Below are 16,894 nucleotides of genomic sequence, written 5' to 3'. Positions count from 1 at the left end.
GTCATCGCCTCTTCAGGTATTGCGTGAAGCCGAGGTGGAGGGCGCGGTTGAGGGGCAGGTCCCACTCGCCGAGATACTCGACCGCCTCGCCGCCGGTGCCGACCTTGAACTGGATCAGCCCCACGTGGGGGTCGTCGGGATCGAGCGTCTCGGTGATGCCGCGCATGTCGTACGCCGTGGCGCCGGCGGCCATGGCGTCACGGATCATCTGCCACTGGATCGCGTTGGAGCCGCGGACGTCGCGCTTGGCGGTCGTCGACGCTCCGTAGGAGTACCAGGCGTGCTCGCCGACCCGCACCATCGTGGTCGACGCGACCAGGTCGCCCTCGTGACGGGCGAGATAGAGCACGAGGCGGTCGGGCTCCTCGGCGGTCAGGGCGTCCCACATGCGCTCGAAGTACGCCAGCGGCCGCGGCGTGAAGTGGTCGCGCTCGGCGGTCTCGGCATAGACCTCGTGGAACGCCGCCAGGTCGTCGCGCGCACCGCGGACGACCTCGACCCCGGCCTTGGCGGCCTTCTTGATGTTGCGCCGCCACTGCTGGTTCATGCCCGCGAGGACGTCGTCCTCGGACCGGCCGGCCAACGGGATCTGGAAGTTGAACTTGGGCTGGCCGGCGGAGAACCCGTTCTCGGTCGGGATCTCCTTCCAGCCCAGGCCGGTGAGGGCCGTGGCGACGCCGAGCGCCTCCTCGTCGCGCACGTCCGCGGGGACCTCCGACAGGGTCGTCAACACCGGGTCGGCGATGGCCTGCTTGATCGTGGCGGCGTGCCAGCGGCGGGTGATGACGGGCGGGCCCATCCGGATGCCGAAGGCACCCTGGCTCTTGAGGTGGGTGGCCAGCGGGGTCAGCCAGCGGCCGAGGTCGGGATCGGTCCAGTCGATGTCCGGGCCCTCGGGCAGGTAGGCGAGGTAGCGCTTGAGCCGGGGCAACTGCCGGTAGAGCACCAGCGCGGCGCCCACGAGGGTGCTGCCGTCGTACCAGCCGATCGACTCACCGCGCCAGTCGTTCTTGACCGTGGCCCAGGCCGGGGTCTGCAGGAAGCTCACCGAGGTCCGACTCCGTACGAAGTCGAGGTGCTCCGGCGTGCTGATGGGGCGGACCACGAGCGCTGACGTCACCGGGCCACGCTACCAACCGGGCATAAGTTAGGCTGTCCTAACCAGATCGACGATCGAGGGGAACAGACAGTGAAGACGTACGCCGCCACGGTGCTGGGCCGCCGCCAGCTCTCCGCCCACCTGGTCACGGTGACGCTCGGAGGCCTCGACGGATTCGTGTCCACCGGAGTGCCCGACGAGTACGTTCGCGTGCTGATCCCGCCGGCCGGGGCCGAGCTCGCGATCCCGCAGATCGACGACGACTGGACCGTCACGCTGCCCGAGGGCGCGGTCGAGCCGGAGTCGCGGGTCTACACGGTGTCCGACCACCGGGTCGTCGACGGCGACACCCGCGTCGACCTCGACATCGCCCTGCACGACGAAGGTGTCGGCTCGGACTGGGCGCGCACGTGCCAGCCCGGCGACCGGGTCGGCATGATCGAGCCGCACGGCCTGTACGCCGCACCGGCCGGGGTCGGCTGGCAGCTGCTGGTCGCCGACATCACCGGTGTGCCGGCCGTGGCGCGCATCCTGCGCGGGCTTCAGCCCGGCCAGAAGGCCGACGTCGTGATCGTGCTGACCGATCCCGGCGACGAGATCCCCCTGCCCAGCGCGGCAGACGTCGAGGTGACCTGGCAGGTCGTCGACCGGGAGACCGACATCTGCGACGCTCTCGCCGAGGCCGTCACATCCCGTGACCTGCCGGCCGAGGACCGCTACGTGTGGCTCGCCGGCGAGGCGCGCGCGAGCCGCGCAGTCCGGCGGCACCTGCGCCGCGAGCTGGGCTGGCCGCAGGCCGACTTCTACACGTGCGGCTACTGGCAGATCGAGGCCGAGAAGTGGAACGCGCGCTACGAGGAGGTCGCCGCCGAGGTCATGGCCAAGGCCAAGGCGGTCGAGCAGGAGGTCGGCGACGACCAAGGTGCCTACCTCGACGCGCTCGACGACATCTACGAGAGCGTCGGCCTCTGACCCACCGGAGTGGCTCGTCGGGTCACGCGACGACGACGAACTGGGGTTGCTTCGGGGTCACCAGCAGCGTCATGCCGGCCTCGGCCGGCGTGCGGTCCGCCTTGCGGTGGTTGCACCGGATGCAGGCGGCGACGGCGTTGTCCCACGTCAGGCCCCCACCGCGGCTGCGCGGCACGATGTGGTCGACCGTCTCGGCCCGGCCGCCGCAGTAGGCGCACATCTTGTCGCGAGCCTTGATCGCGCTCTTGGTGCACAGGTGGGAACGACGGTGCATCCAGCGGGTCACGACGTAGCGGACGAGGCGCAGGACCTTGGGCTTGGGGAACGGCCCGAACGAGCCGCCGGCCTCCTCCTCGATGACCGCGACCTCGCGAACGAGCATCTTGATCGCGTGCCGCATCGAGACGCGCTGGAGGGGCTCGTAGCTCGCGTTGAGCACCAGGACGTGTGCATCCGCCATCGGCCGGCCCCTTTCTGAGCGAAAGCGTAGCCCGCCGACCCACGAAATGCCTCGGATCTCGTGCAGATCCTCCGGGTGTCGATCGCGGCCGGCACCCGCGAAACACGTCCGTGACGAATCTGTCCTACGGTGGGACGCGTGGATCTCCCTCAGCTCTTCGACGGCTACGGACCCGTCGTCGGATTCGACGAGATGATGGGACCGGACCTCGAGGGGTCAGGATCCTCGACGGTCCGCGAGAACTACCGTCGCGTGCACGAGTCGTTCGAGAAGATGGGCTCCGAGGAGATCCGGCTGCGCGCCGACTCGCTGGCCTCGTCCTACCTCGAGCAGGGCGTCACGTTCGGCGTCGCCGGCGAGGAGCGGCCGTTCCCGCTCGACATCGTCCCCCGCCTGATCGAGGCTGCTGACTGGGAGCACGTGGAGCGCGGTGTTCGTCAACGGGTGCTCGCGCTCGAGGCCTTCCTCGCCGACGCCTACGGTCCCGGCGAGCTGTTCGCCGACGACGTCGTGCCGCGTGCGACGGTCATGACCTCGCCGCACTTCCATCGCGTCGTGGCCGGGCTCGAGCCGGCCAACGGCGTACGCGTGCACGTCGCGGGCGTCGACCTGATCCGCGACGGCAACGGTGACTTCCGGGTGCTCGAGGACAACGTGCGCGTGCCGTCCGGCGTCTCCTACGTCATGACCAACCGGCGGGCCCTGTCGGCCGCGCTGCCCGAGGTGTTCGCCGACCATCGCATCCGCCCGGTGTCGCAGTACTCGCAGCGGCTGCTCGCGGCACTGCGCAAGGCGGCGCCGGCCGGCGTCAACGACCCGACGGTCGTGGTGCTGACGCCCGGTGTCTACAACTCGGCGTACTTCGAGCACACGCTGCTGGCCCGCACGATGGGCGTCGAGCTGGTCGAGGGCCGCGACCTCGTGTGCCGCTCGGGCCGCGTGATGATGCGCACGACGAACGGGCTCGAGCCGGTCGACGTGATCTATCGCCGGATCGACGACGACTTCCTCGATCCCGTGCAGTTCCGCTCCGACTCGGCCCTCGGCGTCCCGGGCATCATCAACGCCGCCCGCGCCGGTCACGTGACGATCGCCAACGCCGTCGGCAACGGCGTCGCCGACGACAAGCTGCTCTACACCTACGTCCCGGACCTCATCCGCTACTACCTCTCGGAGGAGCCGATCCTGCGCAACGTCGACACGTGGCGGATGGGCGAGGCCGAGCAGCGCGAGGAGGTGCTCGACCGGCTCGACGAGCTCGTGCTCAAGCCGGTCGACGGATCGGGCGGCAAGGGCATCGTGATCGGCCCGGCGGCCTCGCGCGACGAGCTCGACGAGCTGCGGGCCAAGATCATGCTCGACCCGCGGGCGTGGATCGCGCAGCCGGTGGTCTCGCTGTCCACCGTGCCGACCTTGGTCGAGGACGGCGTACGCCCGCGGCACGTCGACCTGCGTCCGTTCGCGGTGCACGACGGCGACGACGTCTTCGTGCTGCCCGGCGGCCTGACCCGTGTCGCGCTGCCGGAGGGCGAGCTGATCGTGAACTCCAGCCGCGGCGGCGGGTCCAAGGACACCTGGGTCCTCGCCAGCCCGACCGACCCCGAGGACGAGGGCGAGGGCGCACCCGCGGCCAGTCGCGTCGCCGGCACGCCCCAGTCGGCCGGCCCCGCGATCGACGGCGACACGAGTGACGTCCAGGTGCAGGAGCAGGAGCAGCAGCAGGGCCGCCTGGTCGAGGAGTCGTCGTGCTGAGCCGCATCGCGCAGTCGCTGTTCTGGATCGGCCGCTACCTCGAGCGCGCCGACGACACCGCCCGCATCCTCGACGTCCAGATGCAGGTCCTGATCGAGGACCCCGGCATGGACGAGCGCACGTCGTGCGAGCAGCTGCTGTCCGTCATGGGGGTCGAGGACTACACCGGCAACCCCAACCGCTGGATGATCCTCGACCTGCTCGCGCACAACGCGGACTCGCCGGTCTCGATCGCGGCCGCGATCGGCGCAGCTCGGGAGAGCGCCCGCCGGGCTCGCGAGACCCTCTCGACCGACATCTGGGCGGCGATCAACACGACGTGGCGCGGGCTGCCGACGGCCCGGGCCATGCGCTCGCCCGACATGTTCGCCTGGGTGCGCAACCGCACCGCCATGATCTCGGGCATCGCCGACTCGACCATGACCCGCGACGAGGGCTGGCAGTTCTACATGCTCGGCCGCAGCATCGAGCGCGTCGACATGACCGCCCGGCTGCTGTCGACCGCGGCGCTGGCGTCCGGGCCGCAGGTGGCCTGGCCCACGACGCTGCGGGCCTGCGGAGCGTACGAGTCCTTCATCCGCGCCTATCGCGGCATCGAGGCCGACCGACAGGCCGCGGAGTTCCTGCTGCTCGACCGCTGGTTCCCCCGGTCGATCGTGTCGTCCCTCGCCCAGGCGGAGAAGGCCCTGACCAAGCTCGAGCGCAGCGGTCAACGTACGGGCTTCAGCGACGAGGCGCAGCGCCTGCTCGGCCGGGCCCGCACGGAGCTCGAGTACCGCCCGCTCGCCGACATCGTCTTCGACCTGCCGGTCGAGATGGAGCGCCTGCAGCGCAGCTGCGCCGCCGCGAGCGACGCCGTGTCGGCGCGCTACTTCGCGGAGTACGAGGAGCACACGTGGCGGGGAGGGATCGTGCTGTGAACCCACCCCAGAGCATGCAGATGCGGATCCGGCACACCACCGGCTACCACTACGAGCGAGGTGCGGCCGCGTCGTTCAACGAGGCGCGGATGACGCCGATGACGACGTCGGAGCAGTACGTCCTGCGCTCGCGCTTGGAGATCTCGCCGACACCGTGGAGCTATGAGTACCGCGACTACTGGGGCACGACCGTCACCTCGTTCGAGGTGCACGACCCGCACACCGACCTGACGGTCGTGGCGAGCTCGACGGTCGAGACGCAGGAGGTCCCGCACCGGCCGCACGCGGCGACGTGGGACGACCTGTCGGGCGTCGAGGACGAGTACTGCGAGTTCCTCGAGCTGTCCTCCTGGGTCGCGCCCTCGCCGACGCTGCTGGCCGAGCTGGCGCCGATCCGCGCCGCCGCCGCGACGCCGGGTGAGTACGCGCTCGCGGCAGCCGGGTTCCTGCACGAGCAGGTCGCTTACGTGACCGGCAGCACCGAGGTCACCACGACGGCGGCAGACGCGTGGGAGAGCAAGAACGGCGTCTGCCAGGACTTCGCCCACCTGACCCTCGGCGTGCTGCGCGAGGCGCGCATCCCCGCCCGTTACGTCTCCGGCTACCTCCACCCGTCACCCGACCCCGTGGTCGGCGAGGCGATCGAGGGCGAGTCGCACGCGTGGATCGAGTGGTGGGACGGCGAGTGGGTGGGCTGGGACCCGACCAACGCCATCGCCCCGGGACCACGCCACGTCGTGGTCGCCAAGGGGCGCGACTACGGCGACAGCCCACCGCTGCGCGGGATCTTCTCGACGTCCGGCGGCTCCGAGCTGTTCGTCTCGGTCGAGATCACCCGGCTCCGATAGGTTCGGCCCATGGCGATCCTGCACGGCGATGCCGACATCAGCCCGACCAAGCCCGAGCTGCTCGCGACCTGGGTGCCGGCGCAGCCGTGGTTCACCGGCGATGCTGCCGACCTGCAGCACCTCGGCGCCTACCGGTTCGACGACCCCGCCGGTGAGGTCGGCATCGAGACGCATCTCGTCCGGGCCGGCGACGGGCCGGTCCTGCAGGTGCCGTGGACCTATCGCGGTGCCCCGCTCGACGGTGCCGAGCAGTTCCTGGTCGGCACGATGGACCACACCGTTCTGGGTCAGCGCTGGATCTACGACGCGATCGGAGACCCGGTCTACCAAGCGGTGCTGGCGACGACGATCCTCACCGGTGGCAGCCAGGCCGAGCTCGTGCGCGAGCTCGCCGACGGCAGCAGCACGATCGTGGAGCCGAGCGTACGGGTCACGGGCAGCGGCGCCGGCTCGCCCACCGCACCCGTCGACCTCGAGGTCGTGCGCGTGCTCGGCGGCACGCCGCCCGAGGGCGACGAGACGTTGACCGGCACCTGGGCCGAGGCGCCGGACCCCGTGGTGCTGGCCGTCGCCCGGCTGCGCTGATCAGCGCAGCGGCGAGCGCGGGGTGGGCCGGAGCCGCAGGGTCTGCAGCTCGCCACCCGGCAGCCCGTCGCCGCCCAGGGCGACCACGACCCGGTCGTCGCGGACCGGCAGCCGGAAGGTGTTGGGGCCGGGATGGCTCAGCAGCATGTCCCCGCCGCCGGCGTCGATCGCCGCCTCCAGCGCCGAGGAGCCGTCGTCGAGCGACCACACCCTGACCGCCAGCTCGCCGAAGACCGACACCGGGAGGCCGGGCTTGCCGGGCCGCGGTCGCAGCATCAGCACGTCGTCGGAGTCGATGAGGTCCGCGTTGGTCTCGTCGCGCAGCGCAGCCCAGACAGGTCCGTCGTAGAACGCGGCCAGCGACGCGTCGCGCTGCTGGAGCGAGGAGAACCCGCGGAACCACACGAACCGGTCGGCGTCGTCGAGGTCGGCGAACATGCCGAGGACGTCGATGCCGACGGCCTGCTGCGTGTCGACGAACTCTCGTTCGAAGCGCTCGACGAAGGCGTCGCGCCTCCCGGGCTTGAGCGTGTACTGGCGCAGCTCGATGATCGGGTCCGACATGTCCCGAACGTACGTCCGGGTGCCGACAGTCGCCAGGCGGCTAGCGTGGAGCCATGACCGACAGCGCTTCGTTCGCCGACCCCGTACCCGAGATCCACCGTCCCTACGTGGCCGCCGAGGACCGCTACACGCACTGGGACTATCGGCGGGTCGGGCGCTCCGGCCTGTTCCTGCCGCCGCTGTCGCTCGGCCTGTGGTGGAACTTCGGTGACAACTTCCCGTTCGACAACCAGCGCGCGGTGCTGCGGCATGCCTTCGACAACGGCATCACGCACTTCGACCTCGCCAACAACTACGGCCCGCCCTACGGCTCGGCCGAGGAGAACTTCGGTCGCATGATGCGTACCGACTTCAAGGCGTACCGCAACGAGCTGATCCTCTCGACCAAGGCCGGCTACGACATGTGGCCGGGGCCGTACGGCAACTTCGGCTCGCGGCAGTACCTCTTCGCGAGCCTCGAGGAGTCGCTCCAGCGGATGTCGGTCGACCACGTCGACATCTTCTACTCGCACCGCGCCGACCCCGGCACGCCGCTCGAGGAGACGATCGGTGCGCTCGACGCCATCGTCCGTCAGGGCAAGGCGCGCTACGCGGGCATCTCGTCGTACTCGCCCGAGCGCACGTCCGAGGCCGTCGCGATCGCGAACGCGCTCGGCACCCCGATCGTGATCCACCAGCCGTCGTACTCGATGATCAACCGCTGGATCGAGGACGGGCTGACCACCGTCCTGGCCGAGCACGGCGTCGGCTCGATCGGCTTCGGCTCGCTCGCGCAGGGCCTGTTGTCCGACCGGTACGTCGAGAGCCCCGACCCCGAACGCTCGCAGCAGCGCGGGTCGTTCGACTCGTCGATGGCCAACGACGACAACCGCGAGCGGCTCAAGAGCCTGGCGGCGCTCGCCAAGAAGCGCGGCCAGACGCTCGCCCAGATGGCGATCTCGTGGACCCTCCGCCCCGGCGGGGTGACCTCGGCCCTGATCGGCGTCTCGTCGGTCGAGCAGCTGGACGAGAACCTCGAGGCCGCGCAGCGCATCGACTTCACCGACGAGGAGCTCGCCGAGATCGACTCGTACGCGGTCGAGGCCGGCATCAACATCTGGGCCGCCAGCTCCGACGTCTAGACGGCACGAGCTCAGCTCGTCGGGGCGCTCCTGATCCGGCGGGTCAGCTCCTCCGGCGGGATCGGCCTGATGTCGACGATGCGGGCAGGACCGACCGAGAGCTGGCCGTCGTCGAGCGGCTCGCACCGGATGCCGGCGTGGCCGCGCATCGCCTGGTGGGCCCCGGACGCGTAGACCGTGTTGAGCCACGCGCACGGGTTGGCCGGCGTCATCGAGCGGAATCGGATCGGCCCGTGACCGGCGTCGAGCGTGAAGGTCGTCCGTGCGAGAGCGTCGACGTCGAGGCCGTGGGTCACGAGGTTGCGCCGCGCCAGGGCGGGATCGAACGGCGTGTTCGCCGCCGGGAAGAGGCCCTCACCGGCGAGGTCGCGCTCGAGCTGCTCGATCTTCTCCGCGGCGATCATCGACATCGCGGCGAACGTGAACCGTGAGCCGAAGTAGCGGTCGCCGACGAGGCCCTTGTTGGCCCTGACCCGCGCCGTCTCCACCAGCTCGTCGCGGATGTCGTACGGCGCCGGACCGTCGGCCGGCCGGCCGTCGTAGCGGCGCACCCGCGACACCAGCAGCGACCGGATCTCGAATTTCACGTCTAGACGATACCGGCCCCCCAAGCGAACTGGTTGCAGGGCGAATCGATGCTTGCCGGATCGGTGCCGGAGGAGAACAATCGGTCGACGACGGTCGGGGCGTCAGGTTGTCTCGGGTTCTTCATCTCCTCACCGGTCATCCATGGCACCCAGGCGAGCCACTCGCCCCGATCGAAGGAACCGCATGAAGTCCATCTCGCGCATACTCGCCGCCGTGGCGCTGGTGGCGGGCCTGACGCTCGTCGCCGGCGGCTCGGCCACCGCCGCCACCCCGAAGTGGCTGTCGATCTCCGCCGGCAACACGCACACGTGCGCCATCGCCACCAACCACGCGTTGTACTGCTGGGGCGACAACAACGAAGGAGAGCTCGGCATCGGGCCGGCGGGCGACCAGAACACGCCGCAACGCGTCGGCTCGTCGACGAGCTGGAGCAGCGTCAGCGCCGGCTTCTCCTTCACCTGTGCGCGCCACCAGTCCGGGTCGCTCTACTGCTGGGGCAACGGCTGCAGCGGGCAGCTGGGCACGGGCGAGTTCAACGACCGGAACACCCCTCAGAAGGTGGTGACCTCGGTCAAGGACTGGGTCAGCGTCGACGCCGCGACCAGCCACGTGTGTGCCCGCCGGGCGACCGGTTCGGTCTACTGCTGGGGCGCCAACAGCAGCGGTGAGCTGGGCCTGGGCGCCGGGAACAACGACGACCGGGCGACTCCAGGCAAGGTCGGCACCTCGACCGGCTGGAAGAGCGTCAGCACCGGCGGCGCGTCGAGCTGCGCCCTCCACGAGAACGCGTCGGTCTACTGCTGGGGGTCCAACGGTCAAGGCCACCTCGGCATCGGGCCCAGCGGTGACAAGTTCACGCCCACCAAGATCGCCGCGCCGACCAAGTGGACCAGTGTCAGCGTCGGCCTGCTCCATACGTGCGCCCGCCACGCCACCGGGTCGCTGTACTGCTGGGGCTACAACGACGACGGCCAGCTCGGGACGGGCGGCGGCAGCTTCGCCTCGAAGTACACGCCGCAGAAGGTCGGCACGTCGACGAGCTGGACCGGCGTCAGTGCCGGCAGCAGCCACACCTGTGCCAAGCACGCGTCCGGCTCGCTCTACTGCTGGGGCGAGGGCACCGGTGGCCGGCTCGGCACCGGCGACGGCGGCGACAAGCCGTCACCGGCGAAGGTCGGGACGTCGACCAGCTGGACCACGGTCACGGCGGGCGGTGCCCACACCTGCGCCCTCCTCTCGTCGGGCTCGGCCTACTGCTGGGGCACCAACGGTTCCGGCCAGCTCGGCACCGTCGGCGGTCCGAGCGCCGTTCCCAAGAAGGTCGTCTAGGCAGCGGGCCGGCCGGTGGGCGCGACGTGATCGCGTTCGCCGGCCGGCAGCTCGCCGTTCGCCGTAGGCTCGGGCCGTGACCGACCCGATCCTCGACATCGCGTTCCACGGCGACGCGGCCGAGATCGCTGCGGTCGCCGCGGAGGCGGAGGCCCGCGGCGTGGGTGGGCTGTTCGTCGCCGAGGCCGCGCACGACCCCTACATCGCGATGGCCCTGGCCGGCACGGCGACGAGTCGCATCCGGATCGGCAGCTCCGTCGCGATCGCCTTCGCCCGTACGCCGATGTCGACGGCGTACTCGGCGTGGGACGTGCACCGGCTGAGCGGCGGTCGCCTGGTGCTGGGTCTCGGGACCCAGATCAAGCCGCACATCACCCGCCGGTTCGACATGCCGTGGTCCAGCCCGGCGCCGCGGATGACGGAGTACGTCGAGGCGTTGCGCGCGATCTTCGCCAGCTGGCAGGACGGGTCGAGGCTCGACTTCCAGGGCGACTTCTACGAACACACGCTCATGCCGCCTCTGTTCGACCCGGGACCGGTCGACGGTGGTCCGCCGCCGATCTGGCTGGCCGCCGTCGGGCCCCGGATGCTGGCCGCCGCCGGGTCGGTCGCCGACGGCCTCATCTGCCACCCGCTGCTGTCGCGGTCCTACCTCGACGAGGTCATCGCGCCGACGGTCGTCGGTGCCCGGTCGACCGGGCCGCACGCTGCCGAGCCGTTCACGACCTCGGTGCTCTGCATGGTCGCCACCGGTCGTACCGAGGAAGACCTGGCCGCGGCCGTCGCCGGCACCAAGCGACAGATCGGGTTCTACGCGTCGACCCCGGCCTACCTGCCGGTGCTCGAGCACCACGGCTGGAGCGACCTGCACACCGAGGCACACGCGCTGACGAAGAGCGACCGCTGGGCCGAGCTGGGCGACCTGGTCGACGACGAGGTGCTGTCCACGTTCGCCGTCGTCGGTGAGCTGGCAGCGGCGCGGGACGAGTTCCGCACGCGCTTCACAGGGTCGGCCCAGCGGGTCATCACGTCGATCCCCTACGACGCCGACAACCAGCTCGCGCTCGACCTCGTCGGCGACTGAGGCCGGGCACTCACAGCTTGTGGATGATGTTCTCGGCGTACTGCTCGAGATGCTTGACCTTGGTCTCCAGCGGCTCGGTGTCGGGACCCTTGATGTAGGGGATCCGGAAGCCGACGATGCAGTCGGTGACGCCCTTGTCCTCCAGGCGCTTGACGCCGTCGAGGTCGTAGGCGTCGTACGAGATGACGTGGATCTCGAAGTCGTCGCGGGTGTCGCCCTCCTCGCGGCGGATCTCCGCGAGCCGGGCCAGCAGCCGGTCGAGCTCCTCGCCGTCTCCGCCGGCATGCATCCAGCCGTCGCCCTTGCGGACCGCCCGACGCAGCGCGTTGTCGACGTGGCCGCCGACGAGCAACGGGATCGGCTCGGTGGGAGCCGGGGACTGCTTGAGCTCGTCGATCTCGTAGAACTCCCCCTGGTAGCCGAAGAACTCGCCGGTCGTCAGGCCGCGCAGGATGTCCATGCACTCGTCCATCCGCTTGCCCCGTCGAGCCCAGTCGACCTGCAGGTTCGCGAAGTCCTCGGGCCACGGGGAGATGCCGACGCCCAGGCCGAGCCGGTTGCCCGACAGGTACGCGAGGGAGGACGCCTGCTTCGCGACGAGTACCGGCGGACGTACGGGCAGCTTGAGCACGAACGGGGTGAGGCGCAACGTCGTGGTCAGGGCGAACAGGTGCGCGCACAGCACCATCGCCTCGATGAACTCCTTGCCCTCGAGGAACTCCCGGTCCCCGGTGTCGGTGTAGGGGTACTTCGAGTCCGACTCCTTGGGATAGATCAACGAGTCGGCGACGGTCATCGACGTGTATCCCGCCGCCTCGGCCGCCTGGGCGAGTGGTGCGTAGAACGTCGCCTGGGTCATGGCCTCGGCATAGGTGAAACGCATGGGGTCTCTTCTCGAAGGGGGTTGCTCGAAATATAGAACGTGTTCTTGTTTTCTGCCAGAGTGCTGGGCATGGACCTTCAAGAGATCAGCGACCGCGCCGAGATCGGCGACGTGCTCGTCCGCTACACCCGCGCCGTCGACACGTTCGACTGGGACCGGCTCGACACCGTCTTCACGCCGGACGCCGCGATCGACTACACCGAGTCCGGCGGGATCGCGGGGACCTATCCCGACGTCAAGCCATGGCTCGCCGAGATGCTGCCGGCGTTCTTCCGCAAGCTGATGCACACCCTCGGGCAGGTGGAGGTGACGATCCGCGGTGACGAGGCGGACGTGACGGCGTACTTCCACAACCCCATGACGATGGACGACGGCAACGGCGGCGAGAAGGTCGTCGAGATCGGCGGGCTCTACCACCACACCATGACGCGTACGCCCGACGGCTGGCGGAGCCGCGCGCTGCACGAGGAGGTCGTCTGGAAGCGGAACATCTGAGATCGCGGGACGATTAGCCTCGCGCGCGGGTGTTCCCGTAGACTTCCCCGGTTGCCGTTTGGCAACCCACTCCTGCTACGGAGGCCCCGTAGCCGTTTAGTCCGAAGGAGACTGAATGTCATTGCGCCCGTATGAAGTCATGATCATCCTTGATCCTGATCTCGAAGAACGTACCGTCGCCCCCAGCCTGGACACGTACCTCAACGTCGTCCGCCAAGATGGCGGCTCCGTCGACAACGTCGACGTGTGGGGCAAGCGCCGCCTCGCGTACGAGATCAACAAGAAGAACGAGGGCATCTACGCCGTCGTCCAGCTCCAGGCGGAGCCGGCCACGGTCAAGGAGCTCGATCGCCAGCTCACGCTCAACGAGTCGGTCGTGCGCACGAAGGTCACCCGTCCCGACGTGAAGTAAGGCCCGACGGACAGCGATGTCCACAAGGACCGCACGCGACCCTCGCAGGTGTCGCACCACTGCGGTTCACTGGAGTCAGACACCCCACACTCGAAAGGCTGCGTCATGGCAGGCGAAACCGTCATCACCGTCATCGGCAACCTCACCGACGACCCGGAGCTCAAGTTCACTCCTTCGGGCGCCGCGGTCGCCAACTTCACCGTTGCGTCGACGCCTCGTACGTTCGATCGCCAGACCAACGAGTGGAAGGACGGCGATGCGCTGTTCATCCGCTGCGCCGCATGGCGTCAGCTGGCCGAGAACTGCGCGGAGTCGCTGCAGAAGGGTCAGCGCGTCATCGTGACGGGCGCCCTCCGCATCCGCAACTTCGAGCGCCAGGACGGGTCGAAGGGCACGAGCGTCGAGATCAACGTCGACGAGATCGGCCCCTCGCTGCGCTACGCCACGGCCAAGGTCACCAAGGCGAGCCGCTCCGGCGGCGGCGACTTCGGTGGCGGCCAGGGCGGCGGCAACGCCGGTGGCGGCGGGGCTGCACAGAGCAACCCGTGGTCGACGCAGCCCGCACAGGGTGGAGCACAGGGTGGATCTGACGCCTGGGGCGGCAACGCCGGCACGACCGACGAGCCCCCCTTCTAAACACACCTCAGCATCAAGTTCAGGAGCAACATGGCAAAGCCAGTAGTCCGGAAGCCGAAGAAGAAGAGCAACCCGCTCACCGCGGCCAAGGTCACCGAAATCGATTACAAGGACACCGCGCTGCTGCGCAAGTTCATCTCGGACCGCGGCAAGATCCGCGCGCGCCGGGTGACGGGTGTCTCCGTCCAGGAGCAGCGTCTCATCGCCAAGGCCATCAAGAACGCCCGCGAGATGGCCCTGCTGCCCTACACCTCGACCAGCCGCTAAGGAGGTTCTGATGAAGCTCATCCTCACCCACGAGGTCACCAACCTCGGAGCCCCCGGCGACATCGTCGACGTCAAGGACGGCTACGGCCGCAACTTCCTGCTGCCGCGCAACTTCGCCATCCGTTGGTCGAAGGGCGCTGCCAAGCAGGTCGAGTCGATCCGCGCCGCGCGTGACGCGCACGCCGTGCACGACCTCGAGGAGGCCCAGAGCATCAAGGGCAACCTCGAGGCCAACCCGGTCAACGTCCCGGTTCGCGCCGGCGTCGGCGGCCGTCTGTTCGGCGCCGTCACGGTCTCCGACATCGCCGAGGCTCTCGGCGCCGTCGGCGCCAAGGTCGACAAGCGTCGCATCGAGGTCGGCAACCCGATCAAGTCGCTCGGAGCCCACACGGTCTCCGTTCGCGTCCACCCCGACGTGAGCGCGCAGGTCAAGCTCAACGTGGTCGCCTCCAAGTAGTCCACCTCTGGCGGGTCAGGTCGGGGGTTCCCTGACCCGCCACGGGTGGTCGACGACATCGACCATGCGTATTCTCGCGGCCCCCGCCGCGTCCTTCCTCCTCGCCGGGAGCCTCGTGCTCGCCGGTTGTTCGTTGGTGCCCGACGACGACAAGCCGTCGCCGACCGGCAGCACCGCCGACACGGCCCTGAAGAACACGTCGTGGACTCCGGCCGGCCGCGGCAAGGTCGCCGACGGCGGCACGCTTCGCCTCGGCACGACGGCTCTCCCGCGCAACTTCAATCCCCATCACCCCGACGCCGTCAACAGCGACGCCGCCCGGATCCTCGCCCCCACGGTCGGCGGGGCCGTCCGCATCACGCCGGACGGTGGCTGGCAGATCGACCACGACTACGCGGAGTCGATCGAGGTCGCCGACACCGACCCGTTGAAGATCTCGGTGCGCCTCAACCCGCGGGCGGTCTGGCAGGGCGGCACCTCGATCACGGCGGCCGACATGATCGCCTACTGGAAGGCGCTCAACGGCTCCGACGACGACTACGAGGTCGCGTCGACCGAGGGCTTCGACGACATCGAGTCGGTCGAGCAGGGCAAGACGAAGTTCGACTACACGGTGACCTTCGACGAGCCCAACGCCGAGTGGCCGAACTACATCTACCCCCGGCTCGCCGCCAACGTCTCCGAGTCGCCCAAGCTGTTCAACGACGCGTTCCGCACCCGCGCCATCTCCTCCAACGGGCCGTTCCTGGTCTCGTCGATCGACACCCGCAAGGGCACCGTCGTCCAGAAGCGCAACCCGCGGTGGTGGGGCCAGAAGCCCAAGCTGTCGAAGATCACCTTCCAGGTCGCGACGCCGACCGTGCTCGCCAAGGCGTTCGTCGCCGGTGACCTCGACGCCGTCGACCTCGAGGCCTCCAGCTACCGGATCGCCGAGCAGGCCGAGGCCGGCTCGATCCAGCGCGCCTCCGGCGTCGAGTGGTCGCAGATCACCCTCAACGGCGGTCGTGGCCCGCTCGAGGACCCCGACGTACGTCGCGCCGTCGCGCATGCGATCAACCGCGAGACGATCGCCCAGCAGTCCGCGTCGGCCCTCGGGGCGTCGGCGACCCCGCTGGGCAGTGTCATGCTCGTGCCCGGCCAGCAGGGCTACGTCGACTCGTCCGACCGGATCGCGTTCGACCGCGCCAAGGCCGAGTCCCTGCTCACCGAGGCCGGCTGGAAGGAAGGGTCCGACGGCACCCGCATCCGCAAGAACAAGCGGTTGACCCTGACGATGCCGGTGCCGTCCAACACGCCCGCCAACCGGCAGCGCGCGTCGCGGATCTCGCGCGACCTCCGCGCGGTCGGCATCGACGTGCGCGTCAAGAGCGTCCCGGCCGATCGGTTCTTCAACCAGTACGTCATCCCGCTCGACTTCGACATCGTGACGTTCGTCCGCCGCGGCTCACCGTTCCCGATCGCGGCCGCCGAGCCCCTGTTCCACCCGGTCGACTCGCCCCAGAACTACACCGGGGTGAGCGAGGACCGGTTCGGCAAGGGGTGGGACGTCACGACGCAGACCCTCGACGACGAGCTGAGGCTCAGGCGCGTCGCGAAGCTCGACGAGTGGGTCTTCGACAAGCCGACGGTCGTGCCGCTCGCGGTGACCCCGATCGCGATGGGCGTCCGCAAGGGCTTGGTCAACTACGGGGCCGCCCAGTTCGAGCAGCCCGACTGGACGGTCGTCGGCTTCACCGACAAGCAGTAGCGACGAGCTCCGCCACCTGTCGGCCCACGGCGACGGTCGAGTCGTCCTCGGCCCGTACGAAGCGGTCGTTCGCTGCGTCGTAGCGCGACATCGCGACCGAGCCGTGGTCGGCGTCGACATCGGTCCACGTCACGGGCCAGCCTGCAGCCCGCAACCGGTTGGCGAGCCCGCGGACGAGCTCGGGTGTGGCGATGTCGTCGCGGGTGGCGCTGACGACGTGCACCGGCCCGGCGTGCGGTGCCTCCGGGAACGGGTCGGGCAGCGGCGCGCCGGTGAACGGGTCCAGGGCTCGGGGTCCGTCCCCGGGTGAGAGCAGCACCGCGGCGCGGATCGCGACGCCCAGCTCCGGCGCCTGCATGACCAGGCCGAGGGTGGCCGTCCCGCCGAGAGACCAGCCGACCACCACGACCTCGTCCGGGTCACGGCCCAGGCCGGTGGCCTCGTCCCGAGCCCTGGCGAGCGAGTCGAGCAGGTCCGCGCGGCCGCCGTCAGGTGCTGTCGAGTCCCAGTCGGGCACGACGACGCGTACCCCGTGCTCGGTCATCTCGTGGGCCAGGTCGGCGACCACGCTGCGGGAGTTGGCGCCACGGCCGTGCCACAGCAGGACGACTCCTGCGCGGCCCTCCCCGTGGATGTCGACCAGGCGGCCGGGCGCGTGCTCCTCGGTGATCATGA

Annotated in this window: 20 protein-coding genes; 14 read left to right on the top strand and 6 right to left on the bottom strand. The window is 69.8% G+C overall.

Translation table 11 applies throughout. The features are described from left to right. Position 1: 1 nt before the first annotated feature. The gene (locus tag AB0N22_RS12425) at positions 2–1,120 is read right to left on the bottom strand and encodes a peptidoglycan bridge formation glycyltransferase FemA/FemB family protein (RefSeq protein WP_364640417.1); all 1,119 of its coding nucleotides are present in this window, start codon (positions 1,118–1,120) and stop codon (positions 2–4) included. A gap of 69 nt (positions 1,121–1,189) precedes the next feature. Between AB0N22_RS12425 and AB0N22_RS12420 the strand changes: the two genes are divergently transcribed. After that, positions 1,190–2,071, top strand: coding sequence for a siderophore-interacting protein (locus AB0N22_RS12420; protein WP_364640414.1), 882 nt, complete (start codon positions 1,190–1,192; stop codon positions 2,069–2,071). Positions 2,072–2,093: 22 nt separating this feature from the next. On the opposite strand, the gene AB0N22_RS12415 is transcribed toward AB0N22_RS12420, so the two are convergent. Then, a complete protein-coding gene (locus AB0N22_RS12415) occupies positions 2,094–2,531 on the bottom strand; it encodes an HNH endonuclease (protein WP_364640411.1) in 438 nt (145 codons plus the stop codon). 138 nt (positions 2,532–2,669) lie between these two features. Here AB0N22_RS12415 and AB0N22_RS12410 point away from each other — a divergent pair, with 138 nt between their 5' ends. From AB0N22_RS12410 to AB0N22_RS12395, 4 genes are read left to right on the top strand one after another with little or no spacing between them, the layout of a single operon-like run. Beyond that, entirely contained in the window at positions 2,670–4,283 is a 1,614-nt protein-coding gene (locus AB0N22_RS12410; RefSeq protein WP_364640409.1) for a circularly permuted type 2 ATP-grasp protein, read from the top strand. Continuing rightward, positions 4,277–5,203: an alpha-E domain-containing protein gene (locus AB0N22_RS12405; RefSeq protein ID WP_364640406.1), complete on the top strand. Its 927-nt coding sequence runs from the start codon at positions 4,277–4,279 to the stop codon at positions 5,201–5,203. Before AB0N22_RS12410 ends, AB0N22_RS12405 begins: the two co-directional genes overlap by 7 nt. After that, the gene (locus AB0N22_RS12400; RefSeq protein ID WP_364640404.1) at positions 5,200–6,051 is read left to right on the top strand and encodes a transglutaminase family protein; all 852 of its coding nucleotides are present in this window, start codon (positions 5,200–5,202) and stop codon (positions 6,049–6,051) included. The genes AB0N22_RS12405 and AB0N22_RS12400 overlap by 4 nt, the downstream gene beginning before the upstream one ends. A 9-nt stretch (positions 6,052–6,060) precedes the next feature. Further along, complete coding sequence (locus AB0N22_RS12395) at positions 6,061–6,636, top strand: hypothetical protein (protein WP_364640401.1); 576 nt, start codon at positions 6,061–6,063, stop codon at positions 6,634–6,636. On the opposite strand, the gene AB0N22_RS12390 is transcribed toward AB0N22_RS12395, so the two are convergent. Then, positions 6,637–7,200, bottom strand: coding sequence for an NIPSNAP family protein (locus tag AB0N22_RS12390; RefSeq protein WP_364640398.1), 564 nt, complete (start codon positions 7,198–7,200; stop codon positions 6,637–6,639). Between the two features lie 53 nt (positions 7,201–7,253). On the opposite strand from AB0N22_RS12390, the gene AB0N22_RS12385 reads away from it, so the two are divergent. Beyond that, on the top strand, positions 7,254–8,321 hold the full coding sequence (locus AB0N22_RS12385) for an aldo/keto reductase (protein WP_364640395.1): 1,068 nt from the start codon (positions 7,254–7,256) through the stop codon (positions 8,319–8,321). An 11-nt stretch (positions 8,322–8,332) separates the two neighbouring features. Here the strand turns inward: AB0N22_RS12385 and AB0N22_RS12380 are convergent, their stop codons facing one another. After that, positions 8,333–8,908, bottom strand: coding sequence for an MOSC domain-containing protein (locus AB0N22_RS12380; protein ID WP_364640392.1), 576 nt, complete (start codon positions 8,906–8,908; stop codon positions 8,333–8,335). Between the two features lie 184 nt (positions 8,909–9,092). On the opposite strand from AB0N22_RS12380, the gene AB0N22_RS12375 reads away from it, so the two are divergent. After that, positions 9,093–10,238 (top strand): hypothetical protein, encoded by a 1,146-nt coding sequence (locus AB0N22_RS12375; RefSeq protein ID WP_364640389.1) that lies wholly within the window; start codon positions 9,093–9,095, stop codon positions 10,236–10,238. A 76-nt stretch (positions 10,239–10,314) separates the two neighbouring features. Then, positions 10,315–11,322: a TIGR03617 family F420-dependent LLM class oxidoreductase gene (locus tag AB0N22_RS12370; protein ID WP_364640386.1), complete on the top strand. Its 1,008-nt coding sequence runs from the start codon at positions 10,315–10,317 to the stop codon at positions 11,320–11,322. Between the two features lie 10 nt (positions 11,323–11,332). Here AB0N22_RS12370 and AB0N22_RS12365 read toward each other — a convergent pair whose 3' ends face one another. Continuing rightward, positions 11,333–12,205 (bottom strand): TIGR03619 family F420-dependent LLM class oxidoreductase, encoded by an 873-nt coding sequence (locus tag AB0N22_RS12365; RefSeq protein ID WP_364640384.1) that lies wholly within the window; start codon positions 12,203–12,205, stop codon positions 11,333–11,335. A 69-nt stretch (positions 12,206–12,274) separates the two neighbouring features. Between AB0N22_RS12365 and AB0N22_RS12360 the strand changes: the two genes are divergently transcribed. The 6 genes from AB0N22_RS12360 to AB0N22_RS12335 all read left to right on the top strand — a co-directional run bounded on the left by AB0N22_RS12360 (position 12,275) and on the right by AB0N22_RS12335 (position 16,219). Next, positions 12,275–12,700, top strand: a complete 426-nt coding sequence (locus AB0N22_RS12360; RefSeq protein ID WP_364640381.1) for a nuclear transport factor 2 family protein — start codon at positions 12,275–12,277, stop codon at positions 12,698–12,700. Positions 12,701–12,821: 121 nt separating this feature from the next. Next, on the top strand, positions 12,822–13,112 hold the full coding sequence (gene rpsF, locus AB0N22_RS12355) for a 30S ribosomal protein S6 (protein WP_056215410.1): 291 nt from the start codon (positions 12,822–12,824) through the stop codon (positions 13,110–13,112). Positions 13,113–13,217: 105 nt separating this feature from the next. Beyond that, positions 13,218–13,748, top strand: coding sequence for a single-stranded DNA-binding protein (locus AB0N22_RS12350; RefSeq protein WP_364640378.1), 531 nt, complete (start codon positions 13,218–13,220; stop codon positions 13,746–13,748). Between the two features lie 30 nt (positions 13,749–13,778). Further along, positions 13,779–14,015 (top strand): 30S ribosomal protein S18, encoded by a 237-nt coding sequence (rpsR, locus tag AB0N22_RS12345; RefSeq protein ID WP_056400519.1) that lies wholly within the window; start codon positions 13,779–13,781, stop codon positions 14,013–14,015. A 10-nt stretch (positions 14,016–14,025) separates the two neighbouring features. Then, positions 14,026–14,472: a 50S ribosomal protein L9 gene (rplI, locus tag AB0N22_RS12340; RefSeq protein ID WP_364640374.1), complete on the top strand. Its 447-nt coding sequence runs from the start codon at positions 14,026–14,028 to the stop codon at positions 14,470–14,472. A gap of 64 nt (positions 14,473–14,536) precedes the next feature. After that, complete coding sequence (locus AB0N22_RS12335; RefSeq protein WP_364640371.1) at positions 14,537–16,219, top strand: ABC transporter family substrate-binding protein; 1,683 nt, start codon at positions 14,537–14,539, stop codon at positions 16,217–16,219. Here AB0N22_RS12335 and AB0N22_RS12330 read toward each other — a convergent pair. Then, a complete protein-coding gene (locus AB0N22_RS12330) occupies positions 16,203–16,892 on the bottom strand; it encodes an alpha/beta fold hydrolase (RefSeq protein WP_364640368.1) in 690 nt (229 codons plus the stop codon). The two genes, AB0N22_RS12335 and AB0N22_RS12330, sit on opposite strands and share 17 nt — an antisense overlap. Between the last annotated feature and the right edge of the window lie 2 nt (positions 16,893–16,894).

It is taken from the genome of Aeromicrobium sp. NPDC092404 (assembly GCF_040684095.1).
GTDB lineage: Bacteria > Actinomycetota > Actinomycetes > Propionibacteriales > Nocardioidaceae > Aeromicrobium.
Note: the sequence above shows the minus strand (reverse complement) of the source record. Positions and strands in the feature narration are given on the sequence as shown.